The sequence below is a fragment of the Pseudomonas fjordensis genome (genome assembly GCF_976987115.1).
The window spans coordinates 912,998-937,524 of sequence record NZ_OZ336860.1 but is presented as its reverse complement, the minus strand read 5'-3'; the positions used below and the strand labels follow the sequence as shown (position 1 = coordinate 937,524).

26 protein-coding genes, 3 pseudogenes and 2 riboswitches are annotated in these 24,527 nt (G+C 53.0%); of the genes and pseudogenes, 14 read left to right on the top strand and 15 right to left on the bottom strand.

Translation table 11 applies throughout. The features are described from left to right. Positions 1-259: 259 nt before the first annotated feature. Positions 260-1,354 carry a competence protein CoiA family protein gene (locus ACWHXD_RS04125; protein WP_019819598.1) on the top strand — a complete coding sequence of 365 codons (1,095 nt, stop codon included), beginning with the start codon at positions 260-262 and terminating at the stop codon, positions 1,352-1,354. A 353-nt stretch (positions 1,355-1,707) separates the two neighbouring features. Here the strand turns inward: ACWHXD_RS04125 and ACWHXD_RS04120 are convergent, their stop codons facing one another. The 9 genes and pseudogenes from ACWHXD_RS04120 to ACWHXD_RS04080 form a co-directional block, all read right to left on the bottom strand. After that, positions 1,708-2,154, bottom strand: a complete 447-nt coding sequence (locus tag ACWHXD_RS04120) for a hypothetical protein (RefSeq protein ID WP_019819597.1) — start codon at positions 2,152-2,154, stop codon at positions 1,708-1,710. Beyond that, positions 2,144-2,857 carry a hypothetical protein gene (locus tag ACWHXD_RS04115; protein ID WP_499083561.1) on the bottom strand — a complete coding sequence of 238 codons (714 nt, stop codon included), beginning with the start codon at positions 2,855-2,857 and terminating at the stop codon, positions 2,144-2,146. The genes ACWHXD_RS04120 and ACWHXD_RS04115 overlap by 11 nt, the downstream gene beginning before the upstream one ends. Before the next feature lie 244 nt (positions 2,858-3,101). Beyond that, positions 3,102-3,842, bottom strand: coding sequence for an IS21-like element helper ATPase IstB (istB, locus tag ACWHXD_RS04110; protein WP_064491510.1), 741 nt, complete (start codon positions 3,840-3,842; stop codon positions 3,102-3,104). Continuing rightward, positions 3,839-5,359 (bottom strand): IS21 family transposase, encoded by a 1,521-nt coding sequence (gene istA / locus ACWHXD_RS04105; protein WP_081273177.1) that lies wholly within the window; start codon positions 5,357-5,359, stop codon positions 3,839-3,841. Before istA ends, istB begins: the two co-directional genes overlap by 4 nt. A gap of 110 nt (positions 5,360-5,469) precedes the next feature. Beyond that, positions 5,470-6,621: a hypothetical protein gene (locus ACWHXD_RS04100; protein ID WP_499083560.1), complete on the bottom strand. Its 1,152-nt coding sequence runs from the start codon at positions 6,619-6,621 to the stop codon at positions 5,470-5,472. Continuing rightward, positions 6,618-8,354 (bottom strand): hypothetical protein, encoded by a 1,737-nt coding sequence (locus ACWHXD_RS04095; RefSeq protein WP_019819593.1) that lies wholly within the window; start codon positions 8,352-8,354, stop codon positions 6,618-6,620. Before ACWHXD_RS04095 ends, ACWHXD_RS04100 begins: the two co-directional genes overlap by 4 nt. After that, the gene (locus ACWHXD_RS04090; protein WP_032873808.1) at positions 8,347-9,639 is read right to left on the bottom strand and encodes a site-specific integrase; all 1,293 of its coding nucleotides are present in this window, start codon (positions 9,637-9,639) and stop codon (positions 8,347-8,349) included. The genes ACWHXD_RS04095 and ACWHXD_RS04090 overlap by 8 nt, the downstream gene beginning before the upstream one ends. A 79-nt stretch (positions 9,640-9,718) precedes the next feature. Then, positions 9,719-9,931 (bottom strand): annotated as a pseudogene (locus ACWHXD_RS04085) (Y-family DNA polymerase); the annotation flags it as partial. Positions 9,932-10,128: 197 nt separating this feature from the next. Continuing rightward, positions 10,129-10,298: pseudogene (locus ACWHXD_RS04080) on the bottom strand (sodium-independent anion transporter); the annotation flags it as partial. A 63-nt stretch (positions 10,299-10,361) separates the two neighbouring features. Then, a riboswitch (Fluoride riboswitch) is annotated at positions 10,362-10,422 on the top strand. A 138-nt stretch (positions 10,423-10,560) separates the two neighbouring features. On the opposite strand from ACWHXD_RS04080, the gene crcB reads away from it, so the two are divergent. The 11 genes from crcB to nhaA all read left to right on the top strand — a co-directional run bounded on the left by crcB (position 10,561) and on the right by nhaA (position 17,195). Further along, complete coding sequence (gene crcB / locus ACWHXD_RS04075) at positions 10,561-10,944, top strand: fluoride efflux transporter CrcB (RefSeq protein WP_047338305.1); 384 nt, start codon at positions 10,561-10,563, stop codon at positions 10,942-10,944. 10 nt (positions 10,945-10,954) lie between these two features. Then, positions 10,955-11,278: a DUF190 domain-containing protein gene (locus tag ACWHXD_RS04070; protein ID WP_047338306.1), complete on the top strand. Its 324-nt coding sequence runs from the start codon at positions 10,955-10,957 to the stop codon at positions 11,276-11,278. 96 nt (positions 11,279-11,374) lie between these two features. Continuing rightward, positions 11,375-11,447: riboswitch (Fluoride riboswitch) on the top strand. 79 nt (positions 11,448-11,526) lie between these two features. Next, complete coding sequence (locus ACWHXD_RS04065) at positions 11,527-12,873, top strand: voltage-gated chloride channel family protein (protein WP_047338307.1); 1,347 nt, start codon at positions 11,527-11,529, stop codon at positions 12,871-12,873. Then, complete coding sequence (locus ACWHXD_RS04060) at positions 12,870-13,235, top strand: hypothetical protein (RefSeq protein ID WP_080967020.1); 366 nt, start codon at positions 12,870-12,872, stop codon at positions 13,233-13,235. The genes ACWHXD_RS04065 and ACWHXD_RS04060 overlap by 4 nt, the downstream gene beginning before the upstream one ends. Before the next feature lie 80 nt (positions 13,236-13,315). Next, complete coding sequence (locus ACWHXD_RS04055) at positions 13,316-13,639, top strand: DUF190 domain-containing protein (RefSeq protein WP_047338308.1); 324 nt, start codon at positions 13,316-13,318, stop codon at positions 13,637-13,639. Positions 13,640-13,680: 41 nt separating this feature from the next. Further along, positions 13,681-13,947, top strand: coding sequence for a hypothetical protein (locus ACWHXD_RS04050; protein ID WP_047338309.1), 267 nt, complete (start codon positions 13,681-13,683; stop codon positions 13,945-13,947). 94 nt (positions 13,948-14,041) lie between these two features. Further along, positions 14,042-14,383, top strand: a complete 342-nt coding sequence (locus ACWHXD_RS04045) for a hypothetical protein (RefSeq protein ID WP_173857494.1) — start codon at positions 14,042-14,044, stop codon at positions 14,381-14,383. A gap of 73 nt (positions 14,384-14,456) precedes the next feature. Then, positions 14,457-14,726: a hypothetical protein gene (locus ACWHXD_RS04040; RefSeq protein ID WP_499083557.1), complete on the top strand. Its 270-nt coding sequence runs from the start codon at positions 14,457-14,459 to the stop codon at positions 14,724-14,726. A gap of 28 nt (positions 14,727-14,754) precedes the next feature. Then, on the top strand, positions 14,755-15,285 hold the full coding sequence (ppa, locus tag ACWHXD_RS04035; RefSeq protein ID WP_047338301.1) for an inorganic diphosphatase: 531 nt from the start codon (positions 14,755-14,757) through the stop codon (positions 15,283-15,285). Between the two features lie 105 nt (positions 15,286-15,390). Then, on the top strand, positions 15,391-15,816 hold the full coding sequence (locus ACWHXD_RS04030) for an EamA family transporter (RefSeq protein ID WP_047338300.1): 426 nt from the start codon (positions 15,391-15,393) through the stop codon (positions 15,814-15,816). A gap of 182 nt (positions 15,817-15,998) precedes the next feature. Continuing rightward, complete coding sequence (gene nhaA / locus ACWHXD_RS04025) at positions 15,999-17,195, top strand: Na+/H+ antiporter NhaA (protein WP_087715968.1); 1,197 nt, start codon at positions 15,999-16,001, stop codon at positions 17,193-17,195. A 47-nt stretch (positions 17,196-17,242) separates the two neighbouring features. On the opposite strand, the gene ACWHXD_RS04020 is transcribed toward nhaA, so the two are convergent. From ACWHXD_RS04020 to ACWHXD_RS03995, 6 genes and pseudogenes are all read right to left on the bottom strand, one after another. Then, on the bottom strand, positions 17,243-17,656 hold the full coding sequence (locus ACWHXD_RS04020) for a TetR family transcriptional regulator (protein ID WP_153330866.1): 414 nt from the start codon (positions 17,654-17,656) through the stop codon (positions 17,243-17,245). Continuing rightward, on the bottom strand, positions 17,646-19,388 hold the full coding sequence (locus tag ACWHXD_RS04015) for a tyrosine-type recombinase/integrase (protein ID WP_240678625.1): 1,743 nt from the start codon (positions 19,386-19,388) through the stop codon (positions 17,646-17,648). Before ACWHXD_RS04015 ends, ACWHXD_RS04020 begins: the two co-directional genes overlap by 11 nt. A 98-nt stretch (positions 19,389-19,486) precedes the next feature. Then, on the bottom strand, positions 19,487-21,097 hold the full coding sequence (locus ACWHXD_RS04010; RefSeq protein ID WP_087715966.1) for a site-specific integrase: 1,611 nt from the start codon (positions 21,095-21,097) through the stop codon (positions 19,487-19,489). A 10-nt stretch (positions 21,098-21,107) separates the two neighbouring features. Then, on the bottom strand, positions 21,108-22,265 hold the full coding sequence (locus ACWHXD_RS04005; protein ID WP_087715965.1) for a tyrosine-type recombinase/integrase: 1,158 nt from the start codon (positions 22,263-22,265) through the stop codon (positions 21,108-21,110). Positions 22,266-22,384: 119 nt separating this feature from the next. Further along, positions 22,385-22,522: pseudogene (locus ACWHXD_RS04000) on the bottom strand (DNA polymerase V subunit UmuC); the annotation flags it as partial. Then, on the bottom strand, positions 22,512-22,940 hold the full coding sequence (locus tag ACWHXD_RS03995) for a LexA family protein (protein ID WP_020303094.1): 429 nt from the start codon (positions 22,938-22,940) through the stop codon (positions 22,512-22,514). The pseudogene ACWHXD_RS04000 and the gene ACWHXD_RS03995, both read right to left, overlap by 11 nt. A gap of 198 nt (positions 22,941-23,138) precedes the next feature. On the opposite strand from ACWHXD_RS03995, the gene ACWHXD_RS03990 reads away from it, so the two are divergent. Both ACWHXD_RS03990 and ACWHXD_RS03985 read left to right on the top strand, forming a co-directional pair. Further along, positions 23,139-23,570: a TIGR03757 family integrating conjugative element protein gene (locus ACWHXD_RS03990; RefSeq protein WP_020303095.1), complete on the top strand. Its 432-nt coding sequence runs from the start codon at positions 23,139-23,141 to the stop codon at positions 23,568-23,570. Beyond that, positions 23,567-24,508: a TIGR03756 family integrating conjugative element protein gene (locus ACWHXD_RS03985; protein WP_032905014.1), complete on the top strand. Its 942-nt coding sequence runs from the start codon at positions 23,567-23,569 to the stop codon at positions 24,506-24,508. The genes ACWHXD_RS03990 and ACWHXD_RS03985 overlap by 4 nt, the downstream gene beginning before the upstream one ends. The last annotated feature ends 19 nt before the right edge of the window (positions 24,509-24,527 follow it).

Genomic DNA, 24,527 nt, shown 5'->3' with positions numbered 1-24,527 from the left:
AAATTCAGAGAATTAAAACTGTCGCAGGGTATAAAAATCTGTCGCAGGCTGGTCGCCGTTGTGACGGGTCGCTGCCAAATAAGTATTCTCCAGGCGTCGTACCTGACAGACGTTTCAGATTACTAAAGATCAAATACTGACTCTGTTGTGAATCTGAACTGCGTCTTTGGAAAAGGAGGTTGCCTTGGCTTGCGTGGGTTTAGTGAACGGCTGTCGTACTGTGGCCTCAGTGCTTAGCGATGAAGATTGGAAGAAAGTAGTGAAAATATCGAAAGGCCGCCAGGTGCTCATGCCGGATACGAAACTTCCGGCACAGGCCAAAACCCTCAGACGGGATGGAGGCATCACCAGGTACTTTTCCCATTTTCCTGGAGAGAGCCCTGAGGGCTACTCCAGCACTGAAAGCCCAGACCATATCGCCATGAAGGTGGCCATTTACAAGAAGCTGGTTGCTCTAGGCATTCAAGCCGAGCTTGAAGACGGCGTAGACGATTGGCGGGCTGACATTCTGGTTGGCGACTCGGCCTTTGCTCCGCGCCTAGCAATAGAAGTGCAGATTTCGCCTCAGTCTGCGCAGCGGACATATGAGCGCACTGAACAACGCAATCGCTCTGGTGTTCCGACTCTTTGGATATTCGGCAGTATCGGCCTGACGGGCGTTATCAACGAGGATCTAGCACGAACAAACCCCGTGTTCGTCGCAAAAACACCACTGGATGCAGCCGATATAGCGAGTGCAGTGTGTCGTGGCCAAGCATTCTACGATGACTTGTCGCACTACCAGCAAACGCCAGCAAGACCAGTTGCGCTGCTCATAAACTGTGCATGCGGAGACAGATGGCTCTACCCGTTCGGCTGTGTTTTGCTTCTCAACAGAATCTCCGGTGAAACTGCCCCAATGTTCATTAGTTGCTTTAGGACAAGCAGGGTGGGAAAGGGGCTTCTACCTACAGCTAGAATGAGGGCGGTGGAAAGATATTTTGACCTGGGCATGTCTGCCGTGAAAGTTAGCGCCGAAAAATATGGCGTTGGGTTTGGACGGCCATCTGAGGTCTGGCATCGTTACGGGCGCTTTGGAAACTCAAAATCAGGCATTCGGGTATGGGAGCGAAGCTATAGCTGCCCGACCTGCACCAGCACGCCTGAACCGCTGACGCGGGGCTTACCAAAGAATGTAGCCCTGTCGATGTGCCCGGTCCCCGTCGCCACTACCGTCGATGCGCGTTCTGTTCTTAGCGTCACACCGAGTTGGAGAATGAGCAGAAAGGACGGCTGGGTTGAGTCTGTAATGTGTGAACGTAGATGGAAGGATGAATTCATCTACCCGCTCAGGTCGGCAATTGCGCAGGCGTGACTCGCTGAACAGTTGCAACATGCCTAATCGGGTGGTCGCGACAGTTTTAATTCTCTAGGCCTCCGCTCCACAGCAGAGACTTGAGGGTTTGCGACAGTTTTGCGTTTCCTCCAGAGTTGGCTTGAAGCCCCAGAAAGCCGGGCTTCGCAGCGACAGTTTTAATTCTCTAAATCCACCGCGACTGTCGTGATGATCCGCCTCGACGATACTCCAGGTGTCGTCTCGTCCCCCTGGTCAGTCAGCAAGGTCAGCCAAAGCGGACGCTCGTTGAGCATAGCCTCACAACACGCTCATTGAGTATCGCCCCTAGCCTTGCGGCTAGTTGCGGATCGTGTACCCCCACGACTGCCATCTCAAAGCTTTCTGGGCCCGCGTGGATCCAACGATAGTATGTTGGACGCAGGTAACTGTCGTTCAAGCTCAGCAATACGGTCATACAGCTCTATGATTTTCGCATCCGCCTCGCTCAATAAACTTGCTAGCTGGTCGCGCTGTCGGGCAACCTGCTCAATCCGATCTCGCAAGGCGCGGCTTTTCTGACGGGCAAGATGATTTATCTGGTTCAACGAACGAGGTCGCTCCTCCGCATGTTGTTCGATGTAGGTTTTTATCTCTGCGATGAGACTCGGGAAACGTGATTTCTTAAGTGCCGACGGATCGCTCCCGGCCTCTTTGGCCACGTTGTTTTGAGTAACCGGTGTCCCCTTCGTTAGAAGCTGCGGCTTATTGAGTTTCAAGCGCTCAAAAGCCTCGCGATATTGATCGGCCGCGCTGCGACGCGCCGTGAGTTCAACGTCCATTTGCTCCCCCTATGACTCGCCGGAAGCTCTCTACGCTTCGTTGTTGAGCGATTAAGGACTCCATTAGCGGACTTCCGTACTGAGCATTAACAAGCCGCTCTTTGAGGACATGTTCAAGATCATCGACTGCGTCCAATCGTTCTGAGTCATACAGCACATCAGGGCAAGGTTTTTCATCCTCCGAATCACCGCCCCCGCAATGAGCAATGTTGTCGACTCCTCCGTACGGACAAGGCTTGCGACTCGAGCAAACGCCAAGAAGGATTTGGCGACATGCTGCGGCACCCTTCTTCGCCAAACCGATCATCTTCTTTGCATCCTCTGGCGTGATCAGCCGAACGATCTCAGCCTTACGTTTATCTCCATGGGGACTTACAAAACGCTCACTCGTAAGCTGCTGTAACTCTCTACCAAGCGTCTCGTACATCGTGCGAACGTACAGCGTGTGAGCCTTATCCTCTAGACGCATCTGCGAGTGATTTTGTCCGTAGTAAAGGCTCATCGCTCGGGTGACGTGCTTGAGTTGGTACTGAAGCGAGGCATCGCTTACGAGCCCGGAAGCTTGCATGTTTACTGCACCAGTTCTACGCAACTGATGCCATGCTAACGGCCATACCGCGCCCACTTGATAGTCCTCCGGCAATGTAGGAGTAGCTAGCCGGGCCAATTTCAAATCCTCACTCGTGATACGCAAACGCTCCAAGTCAAACACCTTGCCGTAGTGGCTCAAAAGGTCGGAATATGACGGAATACTTGGTCTCAGTGAGTGATCATTTTTCTTGCTCGATGGGGCCCACGGTTCGTAAGAAAACGAGGTTAAAAAACGCCCCGTGAGCCCGCTCGCAGCTACATGAGGTGCGTATAATGACCGAAACAGAGAAATGACTGTCAATGGCCATTAATTTTGACCCACTTTTGGCCAATAGAATTGACCCACTTGCTCACCGCTAACCGCCGGTTTTCTGCTTCAAACGATAGCTCTCACCTCCCAGCATAAAGATGTGTGAATGGTGGATCACGCGGTCGATGATGGGCACGGCCACGTTGTCGTCATGGAAGAACTCGCCCCAGCTGGTGAAGTCCTTGTTGGTGGTCAGGATGACCGAGCGGTACTCGTACAGGTTGTTGATTAACTGGAACAGGTTGTACCGGGCTTGGCGCGTCATCGGCAGGTAGCCCAGCTCATCGATGATCAGCACGTCGTATTTGCTCAGCTGATTAAGGCGCTTCTTCAGCTCGCCCTTCATTTCCGCCAGCTCCAGATCCTCGACCAACGCCAGAGCCGTGCGGAACAGCACCTTGTAGCCCGCCTGAACCGCCTTGTGGCCAATCCCAATGGCCAAGTGGGTCTTGCCCACACCCGGTGGTCCGATGAACACCAGGTTGTCGCGGTTGTCGATAAAGCTGAAGTCCAGCAAGGTGCTGACCTGGCGCTTGGTGATGGTGGTCTGGTGCCGGTAATCGAAGGCCTCCAGATGCTTCTCCGAGGGGAACTGCGCCTGCTTGAGGTTGCGGCTTACGCGGCTACTGGAGCGGGCGTTAAGCTCATGCTCGACCAGTGACTGGGCGAAGCTCAGGTAGGACAGTTCATTGGCTTCGGCTCTGGCCAGCAGGGTGGCCAGCTCACCCGCGGTCGCGCTGAGGCGCAGGCTTCGGTACTGCGCGATAGTGCTGTCGAGCAGGCTCATTGGGTCACCCCGTGGCCAGTCGACTGGCCAATGCGGGCATAAGCGTTCAGGTCGGCGTGACTAACCTGGCTACCGGCCTCTGGCGCATAGTCATGGTCGCCGATGATCCGGCCCCGCGCCTTGGCTTGCTGCCATGCTTCGAGGTAGCGCTTGAGCCCGGTGGCGGTCAGTTCACTGCGCTCGCACAACTCGCCGAGCAACGCCGTATCAACCGGCGCATGGGCCATGAGCAGGTCGCGTGCAGCAACCAGCTGATCCTTGTAGATACGCGGCGAAGTACGCTTGAGCAGTTGGCACAGGGTTGCCCCAAGGGCATCGGGCAGGATCGAGTCGATGCCGCGCTCCAGGTCGGTAATGCGCTGGGCATGGTCTCGGTAATGGTTGTTGTTCTTGATCATCCGGCCCTTGGCCTTGCACAGGTCATGGGTGGCTATGAGTTCACCGCTCTCCAGGTCATGGATCAGCAACTGGTTGTCCTGTGCGCTGACACCGACACGGGCTTGCTGCCAGGCCATGGGTACCGAGTACTTGTTGGCCTGCCATGAGATCAAGCCGGTCTTGTCGACCTTGCGGGTCTCCCTTGTCGGCGCCACGTGCAGCAGGTTCTGCGGGACGAGATAGGGCTTGAGCTGACTACGCTCCAGTGCCTCGAAATGCGCTCTTGGATGCTGCCCCGTCGTGCCGTGCACGCGTGCGTTGGCGACAGTCTCGAGCCAATCATTCAGGTGCTGTCGGACGGCGGCCTCGTCCTGGAAGTGCTCGCCGTAGAAGCAGTCACGCTTGACGTACTTGACCCCGGCCTCCACCTTGCCCTTGCTCTCCGGGTCATAGCCCTCGCAGGCATGGATGCGGTACCCGACGGTAGTCGCATACTGGTGGAAGCGCTGGTTCAGCGTCAGCTCACGGTACTGCTCGTTGATCACCACCATCTTGGTCTGATCGTAGATGCACTCCTCGGTGACGCCGCCGAAGTAGCGGAAGGCCTCGTCGTGCATCTGGATAAACCGTTCGGTATCCAGCGGCCGGAAGTTCAGACCGACATACATCAGCCGTGAACAGGACAGCACAAACACCACAAAATGAACGACACGCTCCAGGCCGCCAATCATGACGCCTCGCAGCTCACCGGGGTCGACCTGACACTGCACGCCAGGCACTGACTCAACGACCGGCTCGTAATAGCGCAACTGGCCACTGGCAACCTGCTGCTTGAGCGCTTGCACATAGCGGCGAATGCTCCGGTCTGACACCGCCAGCTCGGTGGTGCGCTCCCTCAGGCGACGGGCCAGCTTGACTGCGCTCAGGGCTGGAAACTGACCCAACTGATTAATCAGATAATCGCGGTGCTCGTCGAGCACCTTGGTGCGTGAAGGGTCAGCAATGGTAGCGCTGATCTGCATCTCATCCAGGTGGAGATACTTGCGTACGGTGTTCCGGGAAATCCCCAGCTCACGACTGATGGCACGGACCGACAGGCCTCGGCCCTGGTCATACAACCCCTTGATCTTGTGAATCACAACCCACTCCTTCAATGATCTGTCCCCGGCCTGTGCATAAGGCGGGTGACGCTACATGGTCGGTGGCCAATGCCACTATGGGTGGGTCAAAATTGTTGGCCAGAGGTGGGTCAGTTTAATTGGCCATTAACAATGACCTCCATCGCCCTCACTGCGACCTTTACAGATGGGGATGTGACCCACAGGGCGTCGCTATCGGCCTGCGTTTTCGTCGTCTGTCCACGTAACAAAAAAATGTCGCCGAAATTCTTGTCGTGCTCGACCTCAAGGCATCCCGCTCGAAGATTCCAAGCTTCCTCGACTCGCATGAGGCTGAAGTTAAGGATGTAAGCTAAACCTGCGCTATTGACCAGTTTCAGATAGCTAGTCAGCGTTCTTACTTGCAATTCACCACTGCGCCCCACCCAACGTTCAAGTAGCTCAAAAATGCCGAAGCGTTTCGCGGTATCTGCAAACGCTCCGAGAAAACGAAGCCCCGTTTTAGCGCCTGATAAATGCATCTTATGGCCGCAAAAAGGTTGTGCGTTTGCGCACGCCACTCTTTTTGAAACTCTATGATTATGTTCGTAAGCCTCAATGCTGAACCGGTAACAAGCTTCAACTTGTTGTTGATGGGATAGGAAGTCATCAAGACACTCTCGCAGCCTGGTGACTTGGTAGTGCCAAATACGTGGAGGAATGTACGGTGTTTGAGCTGTTTGGTGGGGTGGAAACAGCGCAGCCAGACGGGTTAGCGAGCCCGAATCCAGCAAAGTAAACCCTACGGCGCTGCGAGACGCGTATAGCTCATGCATTAACGACAGAAACTCAGTCTTTCTTGAGGCATGAAGAAAGGCAGGGATTTCCTCGCATACGCGTGGAAAGCGGCTCAATTCGCTGGCCAGTATTCCTGCCTCTTCACACAAAACAAACAACCGCCGCATCTGATCGAACCGCGTCTTTAGAGATCGATAGCCGCGAGCGCCGTACGGCCCGTATAGCCACCAGCCTGTGATGATACGAAGCAGATCAGCGTTCGCCGAGCTAATGGGCGCCGCGACTTTTGTGGCGGGGCCATCCCCGAAATTTAGCGTTAACGCCTTCTTGGCCCATGGGTCAAGCCTCCAAACTGGGTCGCCCCAACGGCTTACTACTTTGCCCTGTGCATCAATTACGACAGGCCAATCAGGTGGCGGAGGCCAGCTCTCAGGACGGTAATTTGGCGCTCCGGGAACGGCGAGAGGCGACTCAATAGAAAGCCCTAACGTCGTGAGGATATTCATAAGGAAGGTCCCGCTGTAACTTCCGCCAGCCGAATAAATCCGTCCCAAGCTGGGTGATAACTCTCCTCAGCTATGCGAGCCAGTGCCTCCTCAACCCAAAGCCGACGCACCTCGCTACTTTCTTGAAAGAACCGCAGCTTCGCACTCAGACGCTCAATCGCAAGCATTGCAGGATGGTCAGCCTCCTCAGATCTATCCGTGGAAGCTGGACGATATCTAGTTAGCTCCAAGCTCTTGAGCACGCGCAAACTACTTAGCGACCAGACGTGATCTTCGCTTTCAATATCCCGATGATTGACGCAGAAGAGGCAACCAGCAGCGTTGATACAATCGGGATCAGGTGCATTCGTCGGAGCATCTACGACCGATTCTGGCAAGGACGTCGCACAAGCACCTGGAGCAGGTGAGCAAATGACGGGATCTGATTGCCGGTGAAATCGAGTAATTTCAATCATCGCAATTTGCGGATTGGGCTCAGCGTACACACGGATCAACGTTTCAGCTGTGTGCTGTGCGATTTCCGCGACCAGTTCAGGGCGTTGCGATTCACGTAACAACCAGTTAATACGAGCACCCCGTAGCTTACGTGGTCGAACGAATCGAATATTGGAATCGGTACAGAGGCGCACTAGAGCTGTGAACTGAGGAGCTTCTACAACGAGACGTCCCCCAAGACGGACGAGAGGAAAAAGAAGCCCCTCTAGGTCGTCCGGAAACCACGTGTTTCGCCACTCAATGTAGCGTTCAAACCACTCCTTGTAGCTTGAGAAAACTTCAAATAGCACTTCGCCCTGACGACGCTTTTTGTAAGACCTGACTTGGTAACCATCAAGGTGACTCGTATAGTGGTATTGGTCGATCCGAAGTTGATGCGCCTGCGACAAATTCATGCCGGTTTGCGCGATGAACATAAGCATCTCGGCTTCGATTCTCAGATTTACTGCCGGGTATCGAGTCTCGATTGAAACGTCAGAGTCCCGGAATTCTCGGTGTCGAAGGATGGCCGCAATCTGGAATTTGGTTTGAGGTCGAACCCGTCGTGACGCTTCTTTCTCTGTATCGCGAAGGCCGCACCAGATAGGTAGCGTTGTACCCGATCTCAATGCCACTTGGATGGGGAGTGGTCCCGCCACAGCCTCATAAGTGAGTGACGTACAGAGGTCGGCAATTAACTGCCCGAAAGAAAAGCTCTCTTCCACACTTTGCTTATCAGCGCTCCCATTTCTAACCCGTCCGTTGCCTCTGGGTTTGCGAATTCGTGTGCTGTACAAAAGTGTCGAGCTTCGGCCTAGCACTCGATCAAGCATCGTCGCTGTCAAACTTGCAGTGTCGTATAACGATCCGGCAGTTAAATATCCTTCCACACGGTGACGGTGTAAAAGATGCTCTGCCCACCCCAGGTAAGCTTGCGCAACCTTGTCAATGCTCAACTGGCGTCCGGATTGATCCGCCCACCGAAAAAACTGCCGCAACGAACCGATCTTGTTATTCGCCGAAAAGCGGCTCCCCCCGCCTACAAGGTCGTCGGCCAAACACTCGTGGAGCTCCTTTACAAGCTCTACCCGTTCCAGCAAAGGATCCCCTAAAACACCTGATGTGATTTCATTGCGTACAGTCTTCACTTTTGCCTTTGCACCACCGCTGTATAAAAATGGGGTCAGATCCCAAGGCGTCTCGTTCTTCGCGTACTCAAGCATTGGAAACGTTAGGTCTGAAGACGTCCGATTATTCATTGCTCGCTCCGTGCCTGGAAGAAATCCCTGTAAACGCAGCCATGAAGCTGTTCGCAATGGCCTGCTTAGCGGGTGTGGCTTGCACAAACTTGATGTATTTGAAGGTAGTAGCCTCCGAATTTCGACCGTGAAGCAATGCATTGCTAACAGTCGCAATCACTATCGCCACATCATCGCAATTTGCTAAAGCCAGCTTGGCTAGCTCAGTTCCAAAGGTGCACCGGGACTGATGGAAGCGAAATGTCCTGAGTACCTTAACGCCAGCTGTGATGCCTGCTTTTCTAAGCGATGACATCTCAACGTTTATGGCCGAAGACTGATCGCTGCTGCGCCGTCCGAAGGTATTACCGAAACGAGTCAAGAAAACTAGGTCTCGATTCTCATCGGCAGCAGATGCCTCGCGACTTAACCTGCGGAGCCCCTTGGAATATTCCAAAACTTCTGAACACAAAGCTTCGGGAATCCATACCTGGCCAGTTACTCCAAATTTGGTATGCACGGGCGGGGACGCACCTGGCCCCACAAATATCCTAAGCAGGCCTTTAGCGGACGGATCAGGTATCGCACGTTCCAACGCGCCGATACGAAGGTCACAGATTGTTCCCAGTCGCATACCCGTGAAAAAGCCTAGAGCTAGCATCAGGTACAGCTCAGGCGAGGCATTACGTTTTGCAAAATCGAGAATGACGTCGCGGTCAGATGAGGTGACAGGAAGCAACCCGCCTTCCAAAGTGATCCCGATGCGTTTCCGGTTGGGAATCCCCAGATCGGTAGTAGTGCCAGCGAAGGTTCGTTCAAAACCAACCTGGTCAAAGTATTTGATGAAAAAGCGCTTGTCTTTCCATAGTGGCAACAGCGGAGATAGAAGCCCACGCTTCCTGACCCACCTATAGAAACTGATGCAGTTGCGCATGTACTCGGAGGCCGTTGCTGGGCTGATATGACCAGCATCTCGCGCCTTAATAAGCGCCCCACGGTACTGAACGAGACACCGATCAGCTTTTCGAGACGGGAACTCAAACCACTCAAGTCTGCGGCTCTCCAAAAACTTCGCGTAGTTCAGCAGTCCATTAACGTTGCTGGAAACGGTCTTTAGGATTGCTTCCCCATTGGTGACACGCTCCATAGCCCAGAGGTTCGCCTCTCTCCAGGGCAAGCCGTTTACCCAGAAAATTTGTGGTAGCCCTTCGATTACTACCCGGGAGCTATTCGACGAGTAGGTAATCAGGCGGTCTTTGACAGAAAGGTCATGCGGACTGAAGTGGATGTGCTCAACGGTAGCCAAGGGATATCTCTGTAAGAAAAAGCGCCAATGTCCATGGGAACCCTATCTAACTTTGGGCGTCCACAGTATGCAACTTATTCTTATCGATGGAATACACTTCGCTGTCGCAAACCATTGATTCTATGAGGGTCATCACCCTTTCGGACATTTGACCGTACAGCGCGTAATTGCTGCTGAAAGCCACAATTCCGTGCCGGCGCAACGTGTCCTTGATCTGGAAATAGGGCGCGCCCATTTTGACGTAAGGTTTGGCGTCGTAAGTACGGGCGATCACGCAGCCGTCGTTTGATCTGAATGACACTAACAGTTAGCGGAAGATAACATATTGATTTATATTGAAAATACACCACTAACATTTTTTATGGTTTTGGCGATTCAGCGGGATCAAATAAGCCTTTTGATTCACACAGACGAAGGCAATTCGGCATAGATAGTTTGACGCTCGTGGCGTCCGTCCTGGAGGCGCACATCGAGAGTTATTCGTCGAAGTCAGGCCTCGATATCACGCATCAGAGTATCGATGACGTCAGGTTTGTCATGGACGCCGAACCGATCCACCAGCATGGAGGTCGCTTGGTTCATGCCAATGATGTCGACCGCGCACATACACGACGGAGTCTGAGCACCACCTTGTCGAGAGCCGCCACCGCCGCGATATCCCCGATGTATTCCTTGAATTCAAGTTTGGTATGCCTTGATACTTCTGAGGGGGCTGATATACGATGATTTCAGGAGATGGCATTCCTCCTTTAACCGCCTAGTGCTGATGATGCCTACGTGAACCCTGGACAGGGTGCGTAGGTGTATCCGCTCCCTGTCCCTGAGCTAGGACAGGATTATGATCCTACGACCCCAGTCGCCTCTCTTTTTTTGTGCTTACCTGTTACCTATTTGGCCTAGGTCTGACGAGGTGAGCCCACCATGCTGAAATCACTTTTGGTTATCGCCGTTGGCGCGTCACTCGGTGCCTGGTTGCGCTGGCTATTGGGTATGAAGCTAAACGCATTGTTCCCCACGATTCCCCCAGGCACTGTGATTGCAAACATGATCGGGGGCTACATCATCGGCTTAGCAATCGCGTTTTTGGCCGCATCCCCGACTCTGAGCCCTGAGTGGCGCCTGCTGATCATCACGGGTTTCTGTGGAGGGCTCACCACCTTTTCTACGTTTTCGGCAGAAACAGTTGCCCTGATCCAGGAAGGCAGATTGCTCTGGGCGTTCGGCTCAATTTCATTACACGTCGTGGGCTCGCTGACGATGACGGCTGCCGGGCTTCTGTCCTATCAAATTATCGGTACGCGCTGAGGAGATGAAAATGAAAGGTTTCCTGGTGATTTTCTTTACCCAACAGAACCGTCGTTATCAGGGCAAGATGCTCGGCGACTGGATCGTTGATTTGGCGAAAGAAATGGGACTACGTGGTGCGACCCTATCTACGGGTATCGAGGGTTTTGGGCATACCGGTCGGCTGCACTCCTCCCATTTTTTTGAACTGGCGGATCAGCCTACCGAGATTCGCATGGCTATCACCGAGGACGAATCTGAACGGTTGTTCGTACGATTGGAGCTTGAGGAAATCTCGGTGTTTTACATAAAGACTCCAATTGAAATGGGCTTCGTCGGCAAAAAAACCACCTAGTCCGGCATCCTTTTACCAAGCTAGGCTTCAAGAGATCTTCCTGTGCTTGTTGTTTCCGTAACATGATTTTACATTTTGAGCGGAGCTAGCTAAGATCGACGGATTGGAGATGGCATTCCTCCATTAACCAACCGCTGCGCCCGTAGCAGCTGATGATGCCTACAGAAACCTGATCAATCAGGTCTGTAGGCGTTCGCGCTCAGATTCCCTTTTTGGTCAGGCCCACTTACTTTTTTGTGGCTGGCCAAATGTCTAAATTTCGACGACCTGAACAACTCGACTTACTGCCCTATATAGCGAAATGGCTTGCGCTTGCTGGTCTTGTAGCTCTTTTGGCAGGCTCTGCTTCTGCGTTATTCCTCCTTTCTTTGGATCATGCCACCCAGTGGCGAGAAACCCATCCCTGGGTGATCTGGCTCCTGCCAGTGGCCGGCTTTGCTGTGGGACTTGCATATCACTTGATAGGCAAACCCGTTGATGCCGGAAACAACCTGATCATCGATGAGATCCATGATCCTAAGAAGATCGTGCCTTTGCGCATGGTACCGATGGTGCTGATCGGAACCGTGGTTTCCCACCTTTTTGGTGCATCTGTGGGACGTGAGGGGACGGCGGTGCAAATGGGCGGTGCCCTTGCCGATCAACTGACGCATGTCTTCCGTCTGCGCCGCGAAGACCGTCGGGTGATTCTCATGGCCGGTATTAGTGCTGGCTTTGCGTCCGTCTTCGGCACCCCTCTTGCCGGGGCTTTATTCGGACTTGAAGTATTGGCCATTGGACGTATGCGTTACGACGCGCTTTTCCCTTGCGTGGTTGCGGCAATCGTTGCTGACCAGGTGGGGCAAGCCTGGGGCGTGGTTCACACGCATTACGTCATTGGCGAAGTGGTTCCGGTGCAGCTGTGGAGTGTCATGGCTGTGGTGGTAGCTGGGATTGTCTTTGGCCTTACCGGCCTGCTATTCGCGACAGCGACCCACAAGCTCGGAGCCTTCGTTAAGCGGCTTATCACCTATTCACCATTAAGACCCTTTGCCGGCGGCCTGCTGATCGCAGTCGCAGTGTGGGCGCTCGGTAGTAACCATTACATCGACGTTGATAAGTACATCGGGCTAGGCATTCCGAGCATCGTCCAATCCTTTCAAATGCCAATGGCCCCTTGGGATTGGCTTGGAAAGATGGTGTTCACCGTTGTCTCCTTGGGCACTGGATTCAAAGGCGGTGAAGTGACACCGCTGTTTTACATCGGTGCCACCTTGGGGAATGCGCTGGCTCCCCTCTTGCACCTTCCCTTCGGCATGCTGGCTGGTATCGGCTTTGTCGCCGTCTTTGCCGGTGCAGCTAATACGCCACTGGCAACCATCGTTATGGCCATGGAGCTCTTCGGGCCCGAAATTGCTCCGCTTGCAGCCATTGCCTGTATCGCAAGTTACCTCGTATCCGGACACACCGGGATCTATCACGCCCAGCGCGTCGGCCACAGCAAGCATCACCGTCCTCTTCCGGAGGAAATCCGGCTCTCTGATATCAAGCAATTTCATGCTCAAAGTGAATCCGCCAGCGAGCGGAAAGTGACTCTTGTGGGGGAAGAGAAATGATTGAACATCACCAAGATCGCCTGACAGCTTTGCAACTCTATTTTCCTGGCGCTAGCCGGGCTCGCGTGACCAGCTTCTGGCACCACCTAAGCGCACCTGCACTAGCCCAGCACCTCCTTAAAGTTGCTCAAAAAGCAAAAATTGAGCAGGTCATGCTCAAGACGATTTCTGCAGGTTATTTGCCAGGCCATCGCATCTCCCATCATCACCCGGAGCTTGGCGATATGCGTCATCCCCAGTGTCTGGAATTGCTAGATACAGAGGACAAGCTGCGCGCATTCCTGCGCGACCACGCTGACGAGTTACGCAAGGTGCGAGCAGTTCTTCTCTTATGTGAGTTACCGCTCACTAACGCGTCGTAATTCAGTTTGAAAACAGCTCGGAAATGAAGAAGTAAGGCCGACCGAAGCGTCGGTCACTCGCCACATTAGAGGATGTAGCTATGAACGGCTTTCAGCTGACGTTTTTCACCGAACAGAGTACCAACTACCAGCACCTTCCACTGGGAGAGTGGTTGGTCGAGTTCGCCAAGCGAGAGGGCGCGTTGGGTGCGACGTTGGTGAGCGGTACGGAGGGGCTAGATCATTTGGGGCATTTGCATACGGCGCATTCCCTCAGCGGTGCCGATCATCCCGTCACGGTGACTATATCCACTGATGAAATTGGGTGCGACAGGTTGCTGGAGGCATTGGCCAAGGAGTCGTTTTCACTGAGCTATATCAAATTGCCCATCGAATACGGTCGAGTGGGCCAGGCGAAAAACTAAAAAACGCACCTTGTTGGACAACCAATAAAAAGGATAACGCCATGTACCGAGTTTATAACCTACGTCCACAGCCAGCCCCTGCTAACTGGGCTCGTGACAACAAGACGCTTCTCGTAGGACTGGTTTTCTGGTCACTTTTTCTGGCCGGCATCGCAGGCAGTCAAAAGGTCTCGAGCGAGGGGTGGTACATCGTCACCTCGCTCGAAGGCGCATTGGTCACGATGCGTATGCCCAGTGAGAAGTCCTGCAAGGCCGACGTAGCCCAGACCTGCGTACCGGGCTACGAGCTGAGAGCACAGCAACATTGAGCGCGATGGCGGTTGGCAATCCAAAGATGAGATCGCGAAATGGAGCTCACCGACGTCGGCTCATCAAAATCATTTTAGAGAATTGGGAGACCACATGAGCGCAGTGACGCTGAGCATCGTATTCGGGCTTGTGATGGGCAGGTTTTTCACAGGATCTGTCTATGAGTTCGCCGCGCTTTTCATCGTAAGCGTTGGAGTGTCCTTGCTGACCTTTTATCTGCTAAATCAAAGGCGCGCCAGGCTACAAGCCCAAACGGCGTATTGCTGCTCTGTAATGGTTGCTTCAAACCAAATGATGGAGCTTTTCCAGATGGCAAAGGGAGGGCAGTTCATACCCTTGGTGGGAGAGATTCCTGAACTAATTATTGGAGGCTTCTTGGTTCCCGCAATTGCGGTGTCGGCAGTGCAGCTGTTCAGGATACTCATGGAGAGCTGACGTCCGACATAGAGGCCTCTCAACGGTTTCACATGGTTAATGACGTTCCCGAATCGTTACTTGGAGAAGATCTATGAAAACGCAAATTCAGGCCATTTATGCACGTGAAATTCTCGATTCACGCGGCAACCCTACCGTTGAAGTCGACGTCACCTTGGAGTGCGGCGCCAACCGTTCGCACACCACTTTGACTGTGATGAGGACAGCTCGAAATCTCCGCGACCATGGACTGACTTGGATGCGATCAGGAAGTCATTCGTCCTGCAGCCGGGAAATCTGTTGGTTTGGTCAGCGTAAAAATCGAATCACGTGTATCCGTTGGCAAAAAAGTCAGCGGCCTTAGCCTTTCATAGACGCTTGGAGATATGAGCATGAGCTACGCGGACATTCCAGCTGGTAACGCAATCCCCGATGACTTCTTCACCGTTATCGAGATTCCTGCAAACCACTCGCCGATTAAGTACGAGGTGGACAAGCCGAGCGGACAAATTTTTGTTGACCGCTTCCTCAGCACACCGATGTTCTATCCGGCCAACTACGGGTTTATCCCGAACACGCTGAGCGACGATGGCGATCCTCTCGACGTTCTGGTGATTTGCCCATATCCCGTCTCACCTGGTGTTGTAATCCGCAGTCGCCCGGTTGGTGTGATGTACATGACTGACGAAGCCGGAGCGGATGCCAAGGTGATCGCAGTGCCTCATGAAAAACTCAGCTCTATGTACAGCGACGTCAAGGAGTGCTCAGACCTCCCTGCGTTACTCCTCGCGCAGATCCAGCACTTCTTCGAAAACTATAAAACATTGGAGCCAGGCAAGTGGGTGAAGATGGGCCGCTGGGGGAGCTCAGATGAGGCGCGGGAAGAGATTCGCAAATCGGTAGCTGCATATATCCCCAAATAGCTCTTCCGCCAGTTGGAATTCAGCCGGGAGTCGAACTGAGGGGCGCGTGATTTGTAATTGGCCTCTCAGTCGCCCGGAACATTAAATATCGATGGAAACACGCGCATGGAAAAATGGGTGGCTTATGCCTTCATCTCAATGTTTTTTGCCGGGTTTACTTCTGTGATCGCCAAGATGGGACTCGCAGGCATTTCAGCTGAGCTTGGTCTAACAGTTCGAACCCTGTTCGTGTGTGCCTTTGTACTCGTATTCGCCGCCTGGGCTGTTCCGACACAGGAAGTGGCCAACATCACAAGCCGAAATCTGTATTGGCTAGGACTGTCTGGCGTCACCACTGCCTTGTCATGGATCTTCTACTACAAGGCACTGAAAGTCGGGGATGTCGCCACGGTGGCACTGATCGATAAAGGTAGCGTGGTCGTTGCCATGCTGCTCGCCGGCCTGGTGCTTCGAGAGATCATCACGTTGCGCATGATCGCCGGTGCGGGCTTGATCGTGGCAGGTTTGTTGGTCATAGCTAAAAAGCCCTGACTAGCCTGCAAGTCAATGTTCTGCTCGGAGCATAACTCTGTACCACGCGTTCCAGAGCCCTAGGGGATAGGTTGAGTCTTATCTTAGCCTAGGACAATAACTGTTACAGGCTATTTGCTCAGCCATATTGATAAACCTCGGATGTTAAAATAATCGCTTTAGATCAAAGCGCAAGGAAACTGATGACCCACAATAGAACTTCCGCAGAAACCCCTAGAGCGGCTGCAATCTTGGCTCGCTTCCTGTCATCGGAATCCGCTGGAGGTCTTGTGTTGATGGGGGCAGCTTTGGCTGCGCTGATTGTCGCTAATTCGCCTCTATCCCAAGGTTACTTCGCAGCCTTGCACAGTGTCTGGTTGGGCATGTCTGTCGAGCATTGGGTCAACGATGGCCTGATGGCCATCTTCTTTCTAATGGTCGGCCTGGAGATCAAACGAGAAGTGCTGGCAGGTGGGCTTTCCACCTGGGGCCAGCGTGCCTTGCCGGGATTTGGTGCTATAGGCGGCATGGTTGTGCCTGCGCTGATCTACATCGCAATAAACTGGGGTAATACTGAGACCTTGAAGGGCTGGGCCATCCCAGCCGCTACCGACATCGCATTCGCCCTGGGCGTCTTGTCGCTGCTGGGTAAGCGAGTCCCGACTTCGCTGAAGGTTTTTCTCGCTGCCTTGGCGATCATTGACGACCTGGGGGCTGTGGTCATCATCGCTTTTTTCTACACCACTGGTCTTTCCATGCCGATGTTGCTGGCATCGCTCGCAACTCTGGTCATTCTGATCGCAATGAATCGATTGGGCGTCAGACGATTGCTCCCATATTTGCTTGTCGGTGGTGTGCTGTGGTTCTTCGTGCTGCAATCTGGGGTGCATGCCACCCTTGCTGGTGTCGCTGTAGCGCTGTGCGTCCCAATGGGCAAGCCTGAAGAGGAAGCCCGGTCTCCACTGCTGTTCCTAGAAGAAAAGCTGCACATGTGGGTAGCGTTCGCTGTGGTGCCGATTTTTGGCTTCGCAAATGCTGGGGTTTCACTGGCAGGTATTTCCATGGAAAACCTGGTCGATCCAGTTCCGCTGGGTGTTGCGCTCGGCTTGTTGGTGGGCAAACAGATAGGCATTTTCCTATTGGCGGCCTTAGCCATTCGTCTGGGCTTGGCCAAGTTACCAGAAGGAAGCACCTGGACTCAGCTTTACGGCGTGGCGCTGTTGTGTGGCATTGGCTTCACCATGAGCCTATTCATTGGCAACCTGGCGTTTGCCGGATCAGCTCACTTGATTGATGAAGTCAAAGTTGGGGTCTTGATCGGTTCGATCCTGGCTGCGTTTGGCGGCATCATAGTTCTTAGCCGTAGCAGTGTTCTCGCAGGTGCCGCAATAGCCAAATAGCCTCGATTGGATTGACCACGGTATTTCTGAACAGGCAGAAAGGCCGTTTATCTGCTGGGCTTCTGAGTCAGAGCCACAACCTTTCCGCTGGAGACCGCTTTTAACTCAGCCATTTCGAAAAGGAGGCGCTGGTTTACAGAAGCGATTCGGGCAAGCTCCGCCAAAAGCTGGTCGTTTTCCGCACGAAGCGCCCTGTTTTTCTCCTTCTCACTCATCAGTGCTTGGTGCTTCGAGTCTCGCTGGGCGCGCACCGACTTGCCCATGAGAGTGCGAATTTTTTCCGCCACCGCTGGGTAGGTATTATGAATGAGACCCGGCGTAACACCTGCTGCTCGGGCAACCGAAGCAATGGAGAGCTTTTCGTTGCCTGCGACGAGGCCATCAATGACCTTATCTAGCGCGGCGAGGGTCTTCGACCTTGAACGGGCTGGTGTCTGATCCTGAGTAGACTTATTCACCATTTACAGCCTCGTCCGTCTCATCGTTTATGGGAGAGAGCCCCAAACTGGTGATGACGTCGAGTGCGACTTGCAAATCGCGCGCTGCTCGCTGCGTAACGGCAGGGCCCGCGTCTTCGATCTTAATCAACTCTTGCTGCTGGATATAAATGTCCTGCCAGGTGCCAGCGAAGAATTCATCGATGACTGAATTTTTGCACCCTGGGCACCGTGTGGCCTCATATAGACCAGCACCTCCGCAGCCCCGCTCCGTGGCAATGCACCATCCGTGTCCAGTCGCACGAATGTTGGCATGTGGAGCGGTCTGGGCAAGTAGAGCTGCTCTATCCTTGATTGGGATCGCCCGCAATTCCACAATCTTTTCGCCTGCGCCCCCAGCCAAGGGCTGGTCACCGAGCCATGATTCGATCAGATCGATTTTAAATTCTGTCATCTGCTGAAAGATCTCATCAAAAAGCGTCAGGTCTTGCTGCGGATTGGATGCATAGAGTTGAGTCATGCTCATGCTACTGTGTTTGAACTGCCACTTTAGGTAGATTAACGAAGTGCGACCCATACGGGACTCAACAAAACACCTTGCATAGGTTCGCCTGCATTGGTGCGTCCTCAATGGCCAATCACTTCCAGCGGCTTTAGCTATACGGTCAAACGCAGCATTGGATGCTTGCCCGCTAAGCGCCTCAACATGTTTATCCTGAAGTTTACCGCCCTGGGCGTGTCGCCCCAAAAATAGTTTCTTCGAGTCCCTGCGAGCCTTTTCCAGCCTCAGAAGGTGCTCGGTGGGATTACTGGGATCGATAGTTCTTGCAAGATTTCTAATCTCTAGTTCCAGTTCTTTCCTGATAGGAACCGAGTATTTGGCCAAAAGCTCCAGTGCATCTAGAGTCAATTCTGGGACGAGATACTCTACGCGCCCCTTGCCCGTCTTATGTTCTATTGTGGATACCCAGCAAAATTTAACTCCATTTTTGATCTCTCTACGCCAAGCGCCAACCTCAATCCCAATGGCCTCGTCATTACGCATGCCGCTAGTGATTGAAACTATATACAGCACAGCATCTCTGCATCGAATCGACATTCGCTCATCACTAGGATGATATCCTATACCACTGACCGCTAACTCAGCTTTCATCTCCCGAACGATACTTTCGCAATAGTTGAAAATTTTAGATTGTTCACCAGAAGGAATAATATCCGTCCGCCCAACGTTTTTATTAGCAGAAGCCGATCCTTTTACTTTGCTAACTCCGCAAATTCGCCATAATTTAGAGTTACCCCAAGGATCACTCTGAAGGGGAAAAATCGTATCAGCAGCAAATACCCAAAGGAAATCAATAACCCGTAACCGTCCATAGAGCGGGAGCGGCCTTAACTTTAATTCATTCTTGCAATGATAAACATAATTACTGATATGGATCGGACGAACATCCGCAAACCTTGAAACTCCCAGATTGTTCAACCAACGAATAAAGGGCATCACACTTGCAACAGCGAAAGTAGTGATACCCCGTGCGATAGGAGGCTTGGAGCTAGGTAGACCTCGCTTAAACCATGCGTAAGCAACAGCTTTGCAGTCATCAATGAGCGCCCGAGGCATGCTCATATCCCAATTGATAAATTTATAGGAATGGGCAACATTGGCCTGATCAAAAAACGGACGAAGATCCCACTGCGCATCGCCAAACCTGCTAAGCACCAGAGTTTCCCCACGGTCATTAACGATGGCACTGATCACAATAGCATTTCGTTCTGCGGGACTCAGACCATTGGCTGTCACCGGTTGCGCAATGAGGACATCATATGCCTTCAACAACGCATTCGTGCTTCTTATGTTCAAATCCCGCCGCCCCTTCTTTTCTTCATGAACTCGATCTTTTTAGCCCAGAACAAGTGCGGAGATGATTCAGCCTTTGCCTTTGCTCGCTTAACCAAAGCGGCATCAAATTTTCGTGAAGTGAACTCATTGATAAGTTTAATATAGTCAAACTGCCGCCTACGCCATGCCTCCCACTCATCAGTGAGAAAATATTCGACTTCGGCGTAAAGGAACTGTTGGTAACTGAACAGCCGGTATAAGTCCTCCTGTGTGCCTACAATCGCATAGCTGGGACAACCGAGGCAGTGAATAAACTCCGAACAGTGATTTACGCCATCCTTGGGCGCCCGACTACCATAAAGGCTATCTTTGCAGCCGCCTGGCGGGGTAGGTGTGACGTGGATGCCCCGTAGCTTGTCTGGAAAAGCCTCCCCGACAAAAGTTGCGCCTTCGGTCTTAATTTCATCATTAATTTTTAAGTAGTGATTATCCGCAACGCCTGGCGTATGGCCCATGACAGAGGACACTTCTAAAATGTCTCCACCGCTCAGCTTCCACAAACGGCTTTCCATAGTCTTCCGCAGCCGACTAAGCGTGACATGCAGTCGATTACCTAGATCGTCTTGAAGTGCATGACGCTCACAAATATTTTTGGTAGTCACGTATAAAGCGCCGGGCGTAAGGGTAACAATATTGTTCGCCCCACCCCGTTGCCCTGAGCGATACAACCATACATATGAACAAATCTCCTCGGATGCCAGCGCCACAAGTGGCTTGCTGATTTCAAGGGCCTTATTCAAGACTGCAACCCCATCGAGCGGAATGGCGCTGTAATCGTCTAGCAGATTAGTTTGACGTATTGTTTTACTCTGCGCACCTTTGCCCCGCCGCTTGATAGTAGTTATCAATCTGAGATTTGGCACAAACGGGTGAGGCTTTAGGGCATCTCTCGTCATTTCTAAAAGTGGCGTGGTATTAATACCTGATCTTGCCGCCGTGATTAGTAGCATCACTGCCATGGCCTCTGCTCCATTGCCAAGGAACGTGCCCTTATGGATAGCAACAAGGTCGGACTTTAATGCCCCGAGTAGCCTTTGCATTTCCCCCATGGTGAGCGGATCTGCGTCTTTCGTATTCCGCGCATTGTTGGGGAATGGATTTGGCGGCAAGAGATCGTCAGTATCGGTTTCTACAAATCCATAATCAGCTAGAACAATGACCAATGACTTAAAGCTGGTGTAGTAGTTCTTAGCCGTCGAGCCATTGGGGTACTTTAGCTTTAGCCAAGAGATATAACGTTCCAAATGACGTTTGGTCAGGCCGTTCGGCGTTGTGGGTGGCGACTCGACCGAGCCTCCACCTAAGAAACTCAGAAAGAACCTCAACCCGTTCACAGAGTAACCAATCAAAGTGGCTACGGAGAAGTTTCCTCCTTGCAGCAACGCCCTGATAACGTAAATGCTTTGAATTGCCCAGGCGTCGAAGCCCGAACCTAGGTATTGAGAGTGGTCGAGCTGCCTATGATTTCTCGGGTTTCTCGGCAAATCAATTTTGATGCTATCTTCGACAGCCTCGAATCCTTTCGTGACGGATTGCAGGGCCGCCTTATAGTTCTTTTGCCGGGCCAACGTAACTACCTCAGGTGCGCTTAGTGGAGTCAGCCGTGAACATCATGTCAATTTCGTCCTCATGCGCAAGAACGGATTGAGCCTCCAGCTGGTTGATGAGGTGCAAGTAGATCATCGTTGTTTGAACATCTGAATGCCCCAACCTGTCTCTGACATACAACAGCGGCTCACCTTCAAATTCTTTGCTTTTTCTAAGGGCAAGCAAGGTATAAGTCCCGTAAGTGTGGCGTAGCATATGAGCCCGAACATAGAAGCCGCACTTTCGCTCATAGGACTTCATAACGTCCACTACGGAATCCTTTGAATAATGCCTGCCTTCATTAGTTAGGAGTAGCGCAGTTACACCTCCATCACCATTGGACTTACGAACCTCTCGCTGGTGAAGGGAATAAGACCACATGCTCTCCATCAGCGACCATGGCACATCGATAGTCCTGGGCTTGTCGTACTTGATATGCATGTCTGAAGGATCAAGAGCAACGCTGACCATTTGCCTTGGGCGCAGTCCATTTTTTAACCTAGGGTTGAACACATATTTGAGAGGAAAAGACCTGGCCTCACAGGAGCGAAGCCCTGTACGCACCATGAGGTGAAATAATATCTGGTGGCTTGGATCAGTATCCAAGGCAACGCATACCTTGACTTGATCCTTGGTCAAGAATTTGGTCAGGCGCTTTCGGTCACGCACCATCACCGAAGCCTTCGTGCTCTCGGCTCCGGGTTGAGCAACATGACTGAGAAGACCGGAATGTGGAGCCACCCTGACCCTTTTCTCCCCGAAGGGCAGCACGGTTATCAGGTTGCGCTGCTTGGCCCATCGGTAGAACTTCACAATCAGGGCCAAGCGACTGTTCACCGTTTTGGGATCAAGCGCTAATTCTCCGCTAGACCAATCCCTGTACCTCGACAGGATGCTCAGACCATGGGCCGGGCTTTCCTCGTTCCAGGCCAAACCATTGGCCTCCAGGAAGGCGAAATAATCGTACAGACGCCGCCCATAGGCTTCCCAAGTCAAATCGCTTAGGGCCTCACCTGACTCGATGAGCGTGTGCCAAAGGAAGGACTGGGCTGGCTCGACTGGCCATCCCTCTGACCCGATCAGCAAAGGAAAGCCTTCAAAGGATCGACCTGCCAATGCTAGGTCTTTTGTTGCGAATACCAGCCTCATGCCGCTGCCCTAAACCACCACCAATGGATTGCCTTATGAAGTCTGGAAACTATTGTTCCAAAGGGGTTCAGAAGGTGGCGCGGACTCTACAGGATTTACTAACGATTTCTACCCCTCAGATCGTTGTTACTGAGAACAACAATGGGGGTGTGGGCGAGGTCTGGCCGGAAAACACGCTCAACCGCGCCGTAAAAATGATTGCAATCTACCAGGCCGAACACGGGCAAGCCCGCGTAGAGCGCAGTTTTAACGTGCATGGTTGCGAACGCTGTAATTCACCACACCCCATATAACCAGTTCGTCCCCCTCCATGACGTACCTGGGCGGAAATTTGGGATTTTCGGCCATCAACACCACCTGATCATCCAGCTTGTGCAGACGCTTGCACACGCACTCTGCATTGAGTGCCGCAATGACGATATCGCCATGCCGCGCCGTTTTGCTTCGATCAACCACCACCAGGTCACCGCTGAAAATACCGGCGCCTTGCATGCTGTCGCCTTGGATCTTGGCCAGGTACATGTGGGGGGCTCGGATCTCAAACAGCTCATCGAGCGAGATCAATTTTTCAAGGTGATCGGCTGCCGGCGATGGAAAACCGGCAGACACCTGGGAGGAATACAGTGGAAGTGATACACCACCGCTGGCAATGGGACCAAGAAGGGTCACGCTCATAAACCTAGCCTGAACAAATAACTGTATGGATACACAGTTAACTGCGCCGCAGAAGTCTCGTCAATTTGAGCCGACCAAATGCCCTCCGACCTGAATTGAGCCCTGCGGAAAACCTATATCACTCGAACTCCTATTTCTTACTGCACTCAACGCGGCCATCCGGTTTCCTGTACCTGAACTCACTTTAGGTACGGTGCGATGCCCCCTATCCATAAGCCTTCCCGCACGACGAAGCATTGGCTTGCTTCCATGGCCTTAACGTTACTGTCTGCCACAGCACACGCGGAAACGTGGGTCATCACTGATCACGCACATCCTGTGTCCGTACCTACTGGCGTGCGCATCATTCGTCTCGACGACCAGCAACGCCTCGAAGAGCTGCTGTCTCAACAGCTTCCTAACGATCAACGCCAGGCTGAAGCAACCATTCAACGTTACTTAGCAAGTCCAGCCGGCAAACGTCTTCAAAGCGACCTGGTTCAAGCACAGCAGGGCATTACAGATGCCTGGAGTGTGGGGGTTGAAAAAATCCCCGCAGTTGTCGTCGACCGCCACTACGTTGTGTACGGGGAGGCGGACGTGGCAAAAGCCATAGCGCAGATTGATCGAGCTAGGAGCCTGTCACGATGAGACGCTCACGCTTAGCGATCCGCCCACTGTCACTGGCCATCGCCTTCAGCTTGTCCTTCAGCGCATCAGCTGCGATCACTTCGGCCACAATCATTGCTTCGACGCTGTCGCCGACCTGTCTGGAATACAAAGTCGTCGGCATTTGCTATTGGCTGCTCTGCACACCCTTCGGCTGCAAGGTCAAAACTTCGACCAAGGTTCGTCACTACGTCCCGGACGCCGTGGTGTCTGCATACTCAAATACGGGGATGAACCCCTGGATAGAGATGTCGCCTCTCGGCACACCTAACCCGATGGCTCAAGCAGGTAACGATGGCACCACCAACCACGTCGCCGAAAACAACATGATCAAGTTCAAGGAAGCCGATGTGATCGGCCATCCTGGTGGTGCGGCACTGAGTCAGTTCGCCAGCGCCTCTGGCTATGTCTGCAAAGGCGCAACGTTACCACTAGTCCCCTACTTCCTTAGCACCCTGGACCCCATAGCCTGGCGGTACGGCGTACCTGAAGCTGTATACCCCGAGGCGCTTATCCCAGGGATGCGTGAGGTCGGTAGCCTGCTCACTGCAAGCAGTTGGGGGAATGTCTACCCCCGTAGCGGCTTTCTCAACCAGACCGATGACTACAAGACCGGTGCCGTCATTGCACAACGTGCAGGCGATGTGACCACTCGCCTCGGTCAAGTTCACGTCTACCTGCCGATGCTCGCCCTTCCCTATCCAGGTTACTGGCCAGCGGGACCACTGCGCGAAGGTGACGCCTCCACCGGCAAATGGCAGGAACTGACCCCGGTGCTCAATCCCACCTGCGCAACATTTCCCACCATCGGACCCAACATCGATGCCCAGGACGGTGGCTACGCCTGGGCGCTTTGGCGCCCGTATTCGTGCTGCCAACGTCGTGGCCAGACTTTCCTCGGCAGTACGGACTTCCAATGAACTTCAGCGACTGGAGCAC

What these genes read in the sequence shown, in the direction of transcription:
- ACWHXD_RS04060 (WP_080967020.1), top strand. Translation starts at nt 12,870, where the DNA reads ATGATTGAACATCACCAAGATCGCCTGACAGCTTTGCAACTCTATTTT.
- ACWHXD_RS03995 (WP_020303094.1), bottom strand. Translation starts at nt 22,940, where the DNA reads ATGAGCGTGACCCTTCTTGGTCCCATTGCCAGCGGTGGTGTATCACTT.
- ACWHXD_RS04045 (WP_173857494.1), top strand. Translation starts at nt 14,042, where the DNA reads ATGAGCGCAGTGACGCTGAGCATCGTATTCGGGCTTGTGATGGGCAGG.
- ppa (WP_047338301.1), top strand. Translation starts at nt 14,755, where the DNA reads ATGAGCTACGCGGACATTCCAGCTGGTAACGCAATCCCCGATGACTTC.
- ACWHXD_RS04030 (WP_047338300.1), top strand. Translation starts at nt 15,391, where the DNA reads ATGGAAAAATGGGTGGCTTATGCCTTCATCTCAATGTTTTTTGCCGGG.
- ACWHXD_RS04120 (WP_019819597.1), bottom strand. Translation starts at nt 2,154, where the DNA reads ATGGACGTTGAACTCACGGCGCGTCGCAGCGCGGCCGATCAATATCGC.
- istB (WP_064491510.1), bottom strand. Translation starts at nt 3,842, where the DNA reads ATGAGCCTGCTCGACAGCACTATCGCGCAGTACCGAAGCCTGCGCCTC.
- ACWHXD_RS04055 (WP_047338308.1), top strand. Translation starts at nt 13,316, where the DNA reads ATGAACGGCTTTCAGCTGACGTTTTTCACCGAACAGAGTACCAACTAC.
- ACWHXD_RS04050 (WP_047338309.1), top strand. Translation starts at nt 13,681, where the DNA reads ATGTACCGAGTTTATAACCTACGTCCACAGCCAGCCCCTGCTAACTGG.
- ACWHXD_RS04065 (WP_047338307.1), top strand. Translation starts at nt 11,527, where the DNA reads ATGTCTAAATTTCGACGACCTGAACAACTCGACTTACTGCCCTATATA.
- ACWHXD_RS04100 (WP_499083560.1), bottom strand. Translation starts at nt 6,621, where the DNA reads ATGAATATCCTCACGACGTTAGGGCTTTCTATTGAGTCGCCTCTCGCC.
- ACWHXD_RS03990 (WP_020303095.1), top strand. Translation starts at nt 23,139, where the DNA reads ATGCCCCCTATCCATAAGCCTTCCCGCACGACGAAGCATTGGCTTGCT.
- ACWHXD_RS04005 (WP_087715965.1), bottom strand. Translation starts at nt 22,265, where the DNA reads ATGAGGCTGGTATTCGCAACAAAAGACCTAGCATTGGCAGGTCGATCC.
- crcB (WP_047338305.1), top strand. Translation starts at nt 10,561, where the DNA reads ATGCTGAAATCACTTTTGGTTATCGCCGTTGGCGCGTCACTCGGTGCC.
- ACWHXD_RS04095 (WP_019819593.1), bottom strand. Translation starts at nt 8,354, where the DNA reads ATGAATAATCGGACGTCTTCAGACCTAACGTTTCCAATGCTTGAGTAC.
- nhaA (WP_087715968.1), top strand. Translation starts at nt 15,999, where the DNA reads ATGACCCACAATAGAACTTCCGCAGAAACCCCTAGAGCGGCTGCAATC.
- ACWHXD_RS04040 (WP_499083557.1), top strand. Translation starts at nt 14,457, where the DNA reads ATGAAAACGCAAATTCAGGCCATTTATGCACGTGAAATTCTCGATTCA.
- ACWHXD_RS04070 (WP_047338306.1), top strand. Translation starts at nt 10,955, where the DNA reads ATGAAAGGTTTCCTGGTGATTTTCTTTACCCAACAGAACCGTCGTTAT.
- ACWHXD_RS04020 (WP_153330866.1), bottom strand. Translation starts at nt 17,656, where the DNA reads ATGGTGAATAAGTCTACTCAGGATCAGACACCAGCCCGTTCAAGGTCG.
- ACWHXD_RS03985 (WP_032905014.1), top strand. Translation starts at nt 23,567, where the DNA reads ATGAGACGCTCACGCTTAGCGATCCGCCCACTGTCACTGGCCATCGCC.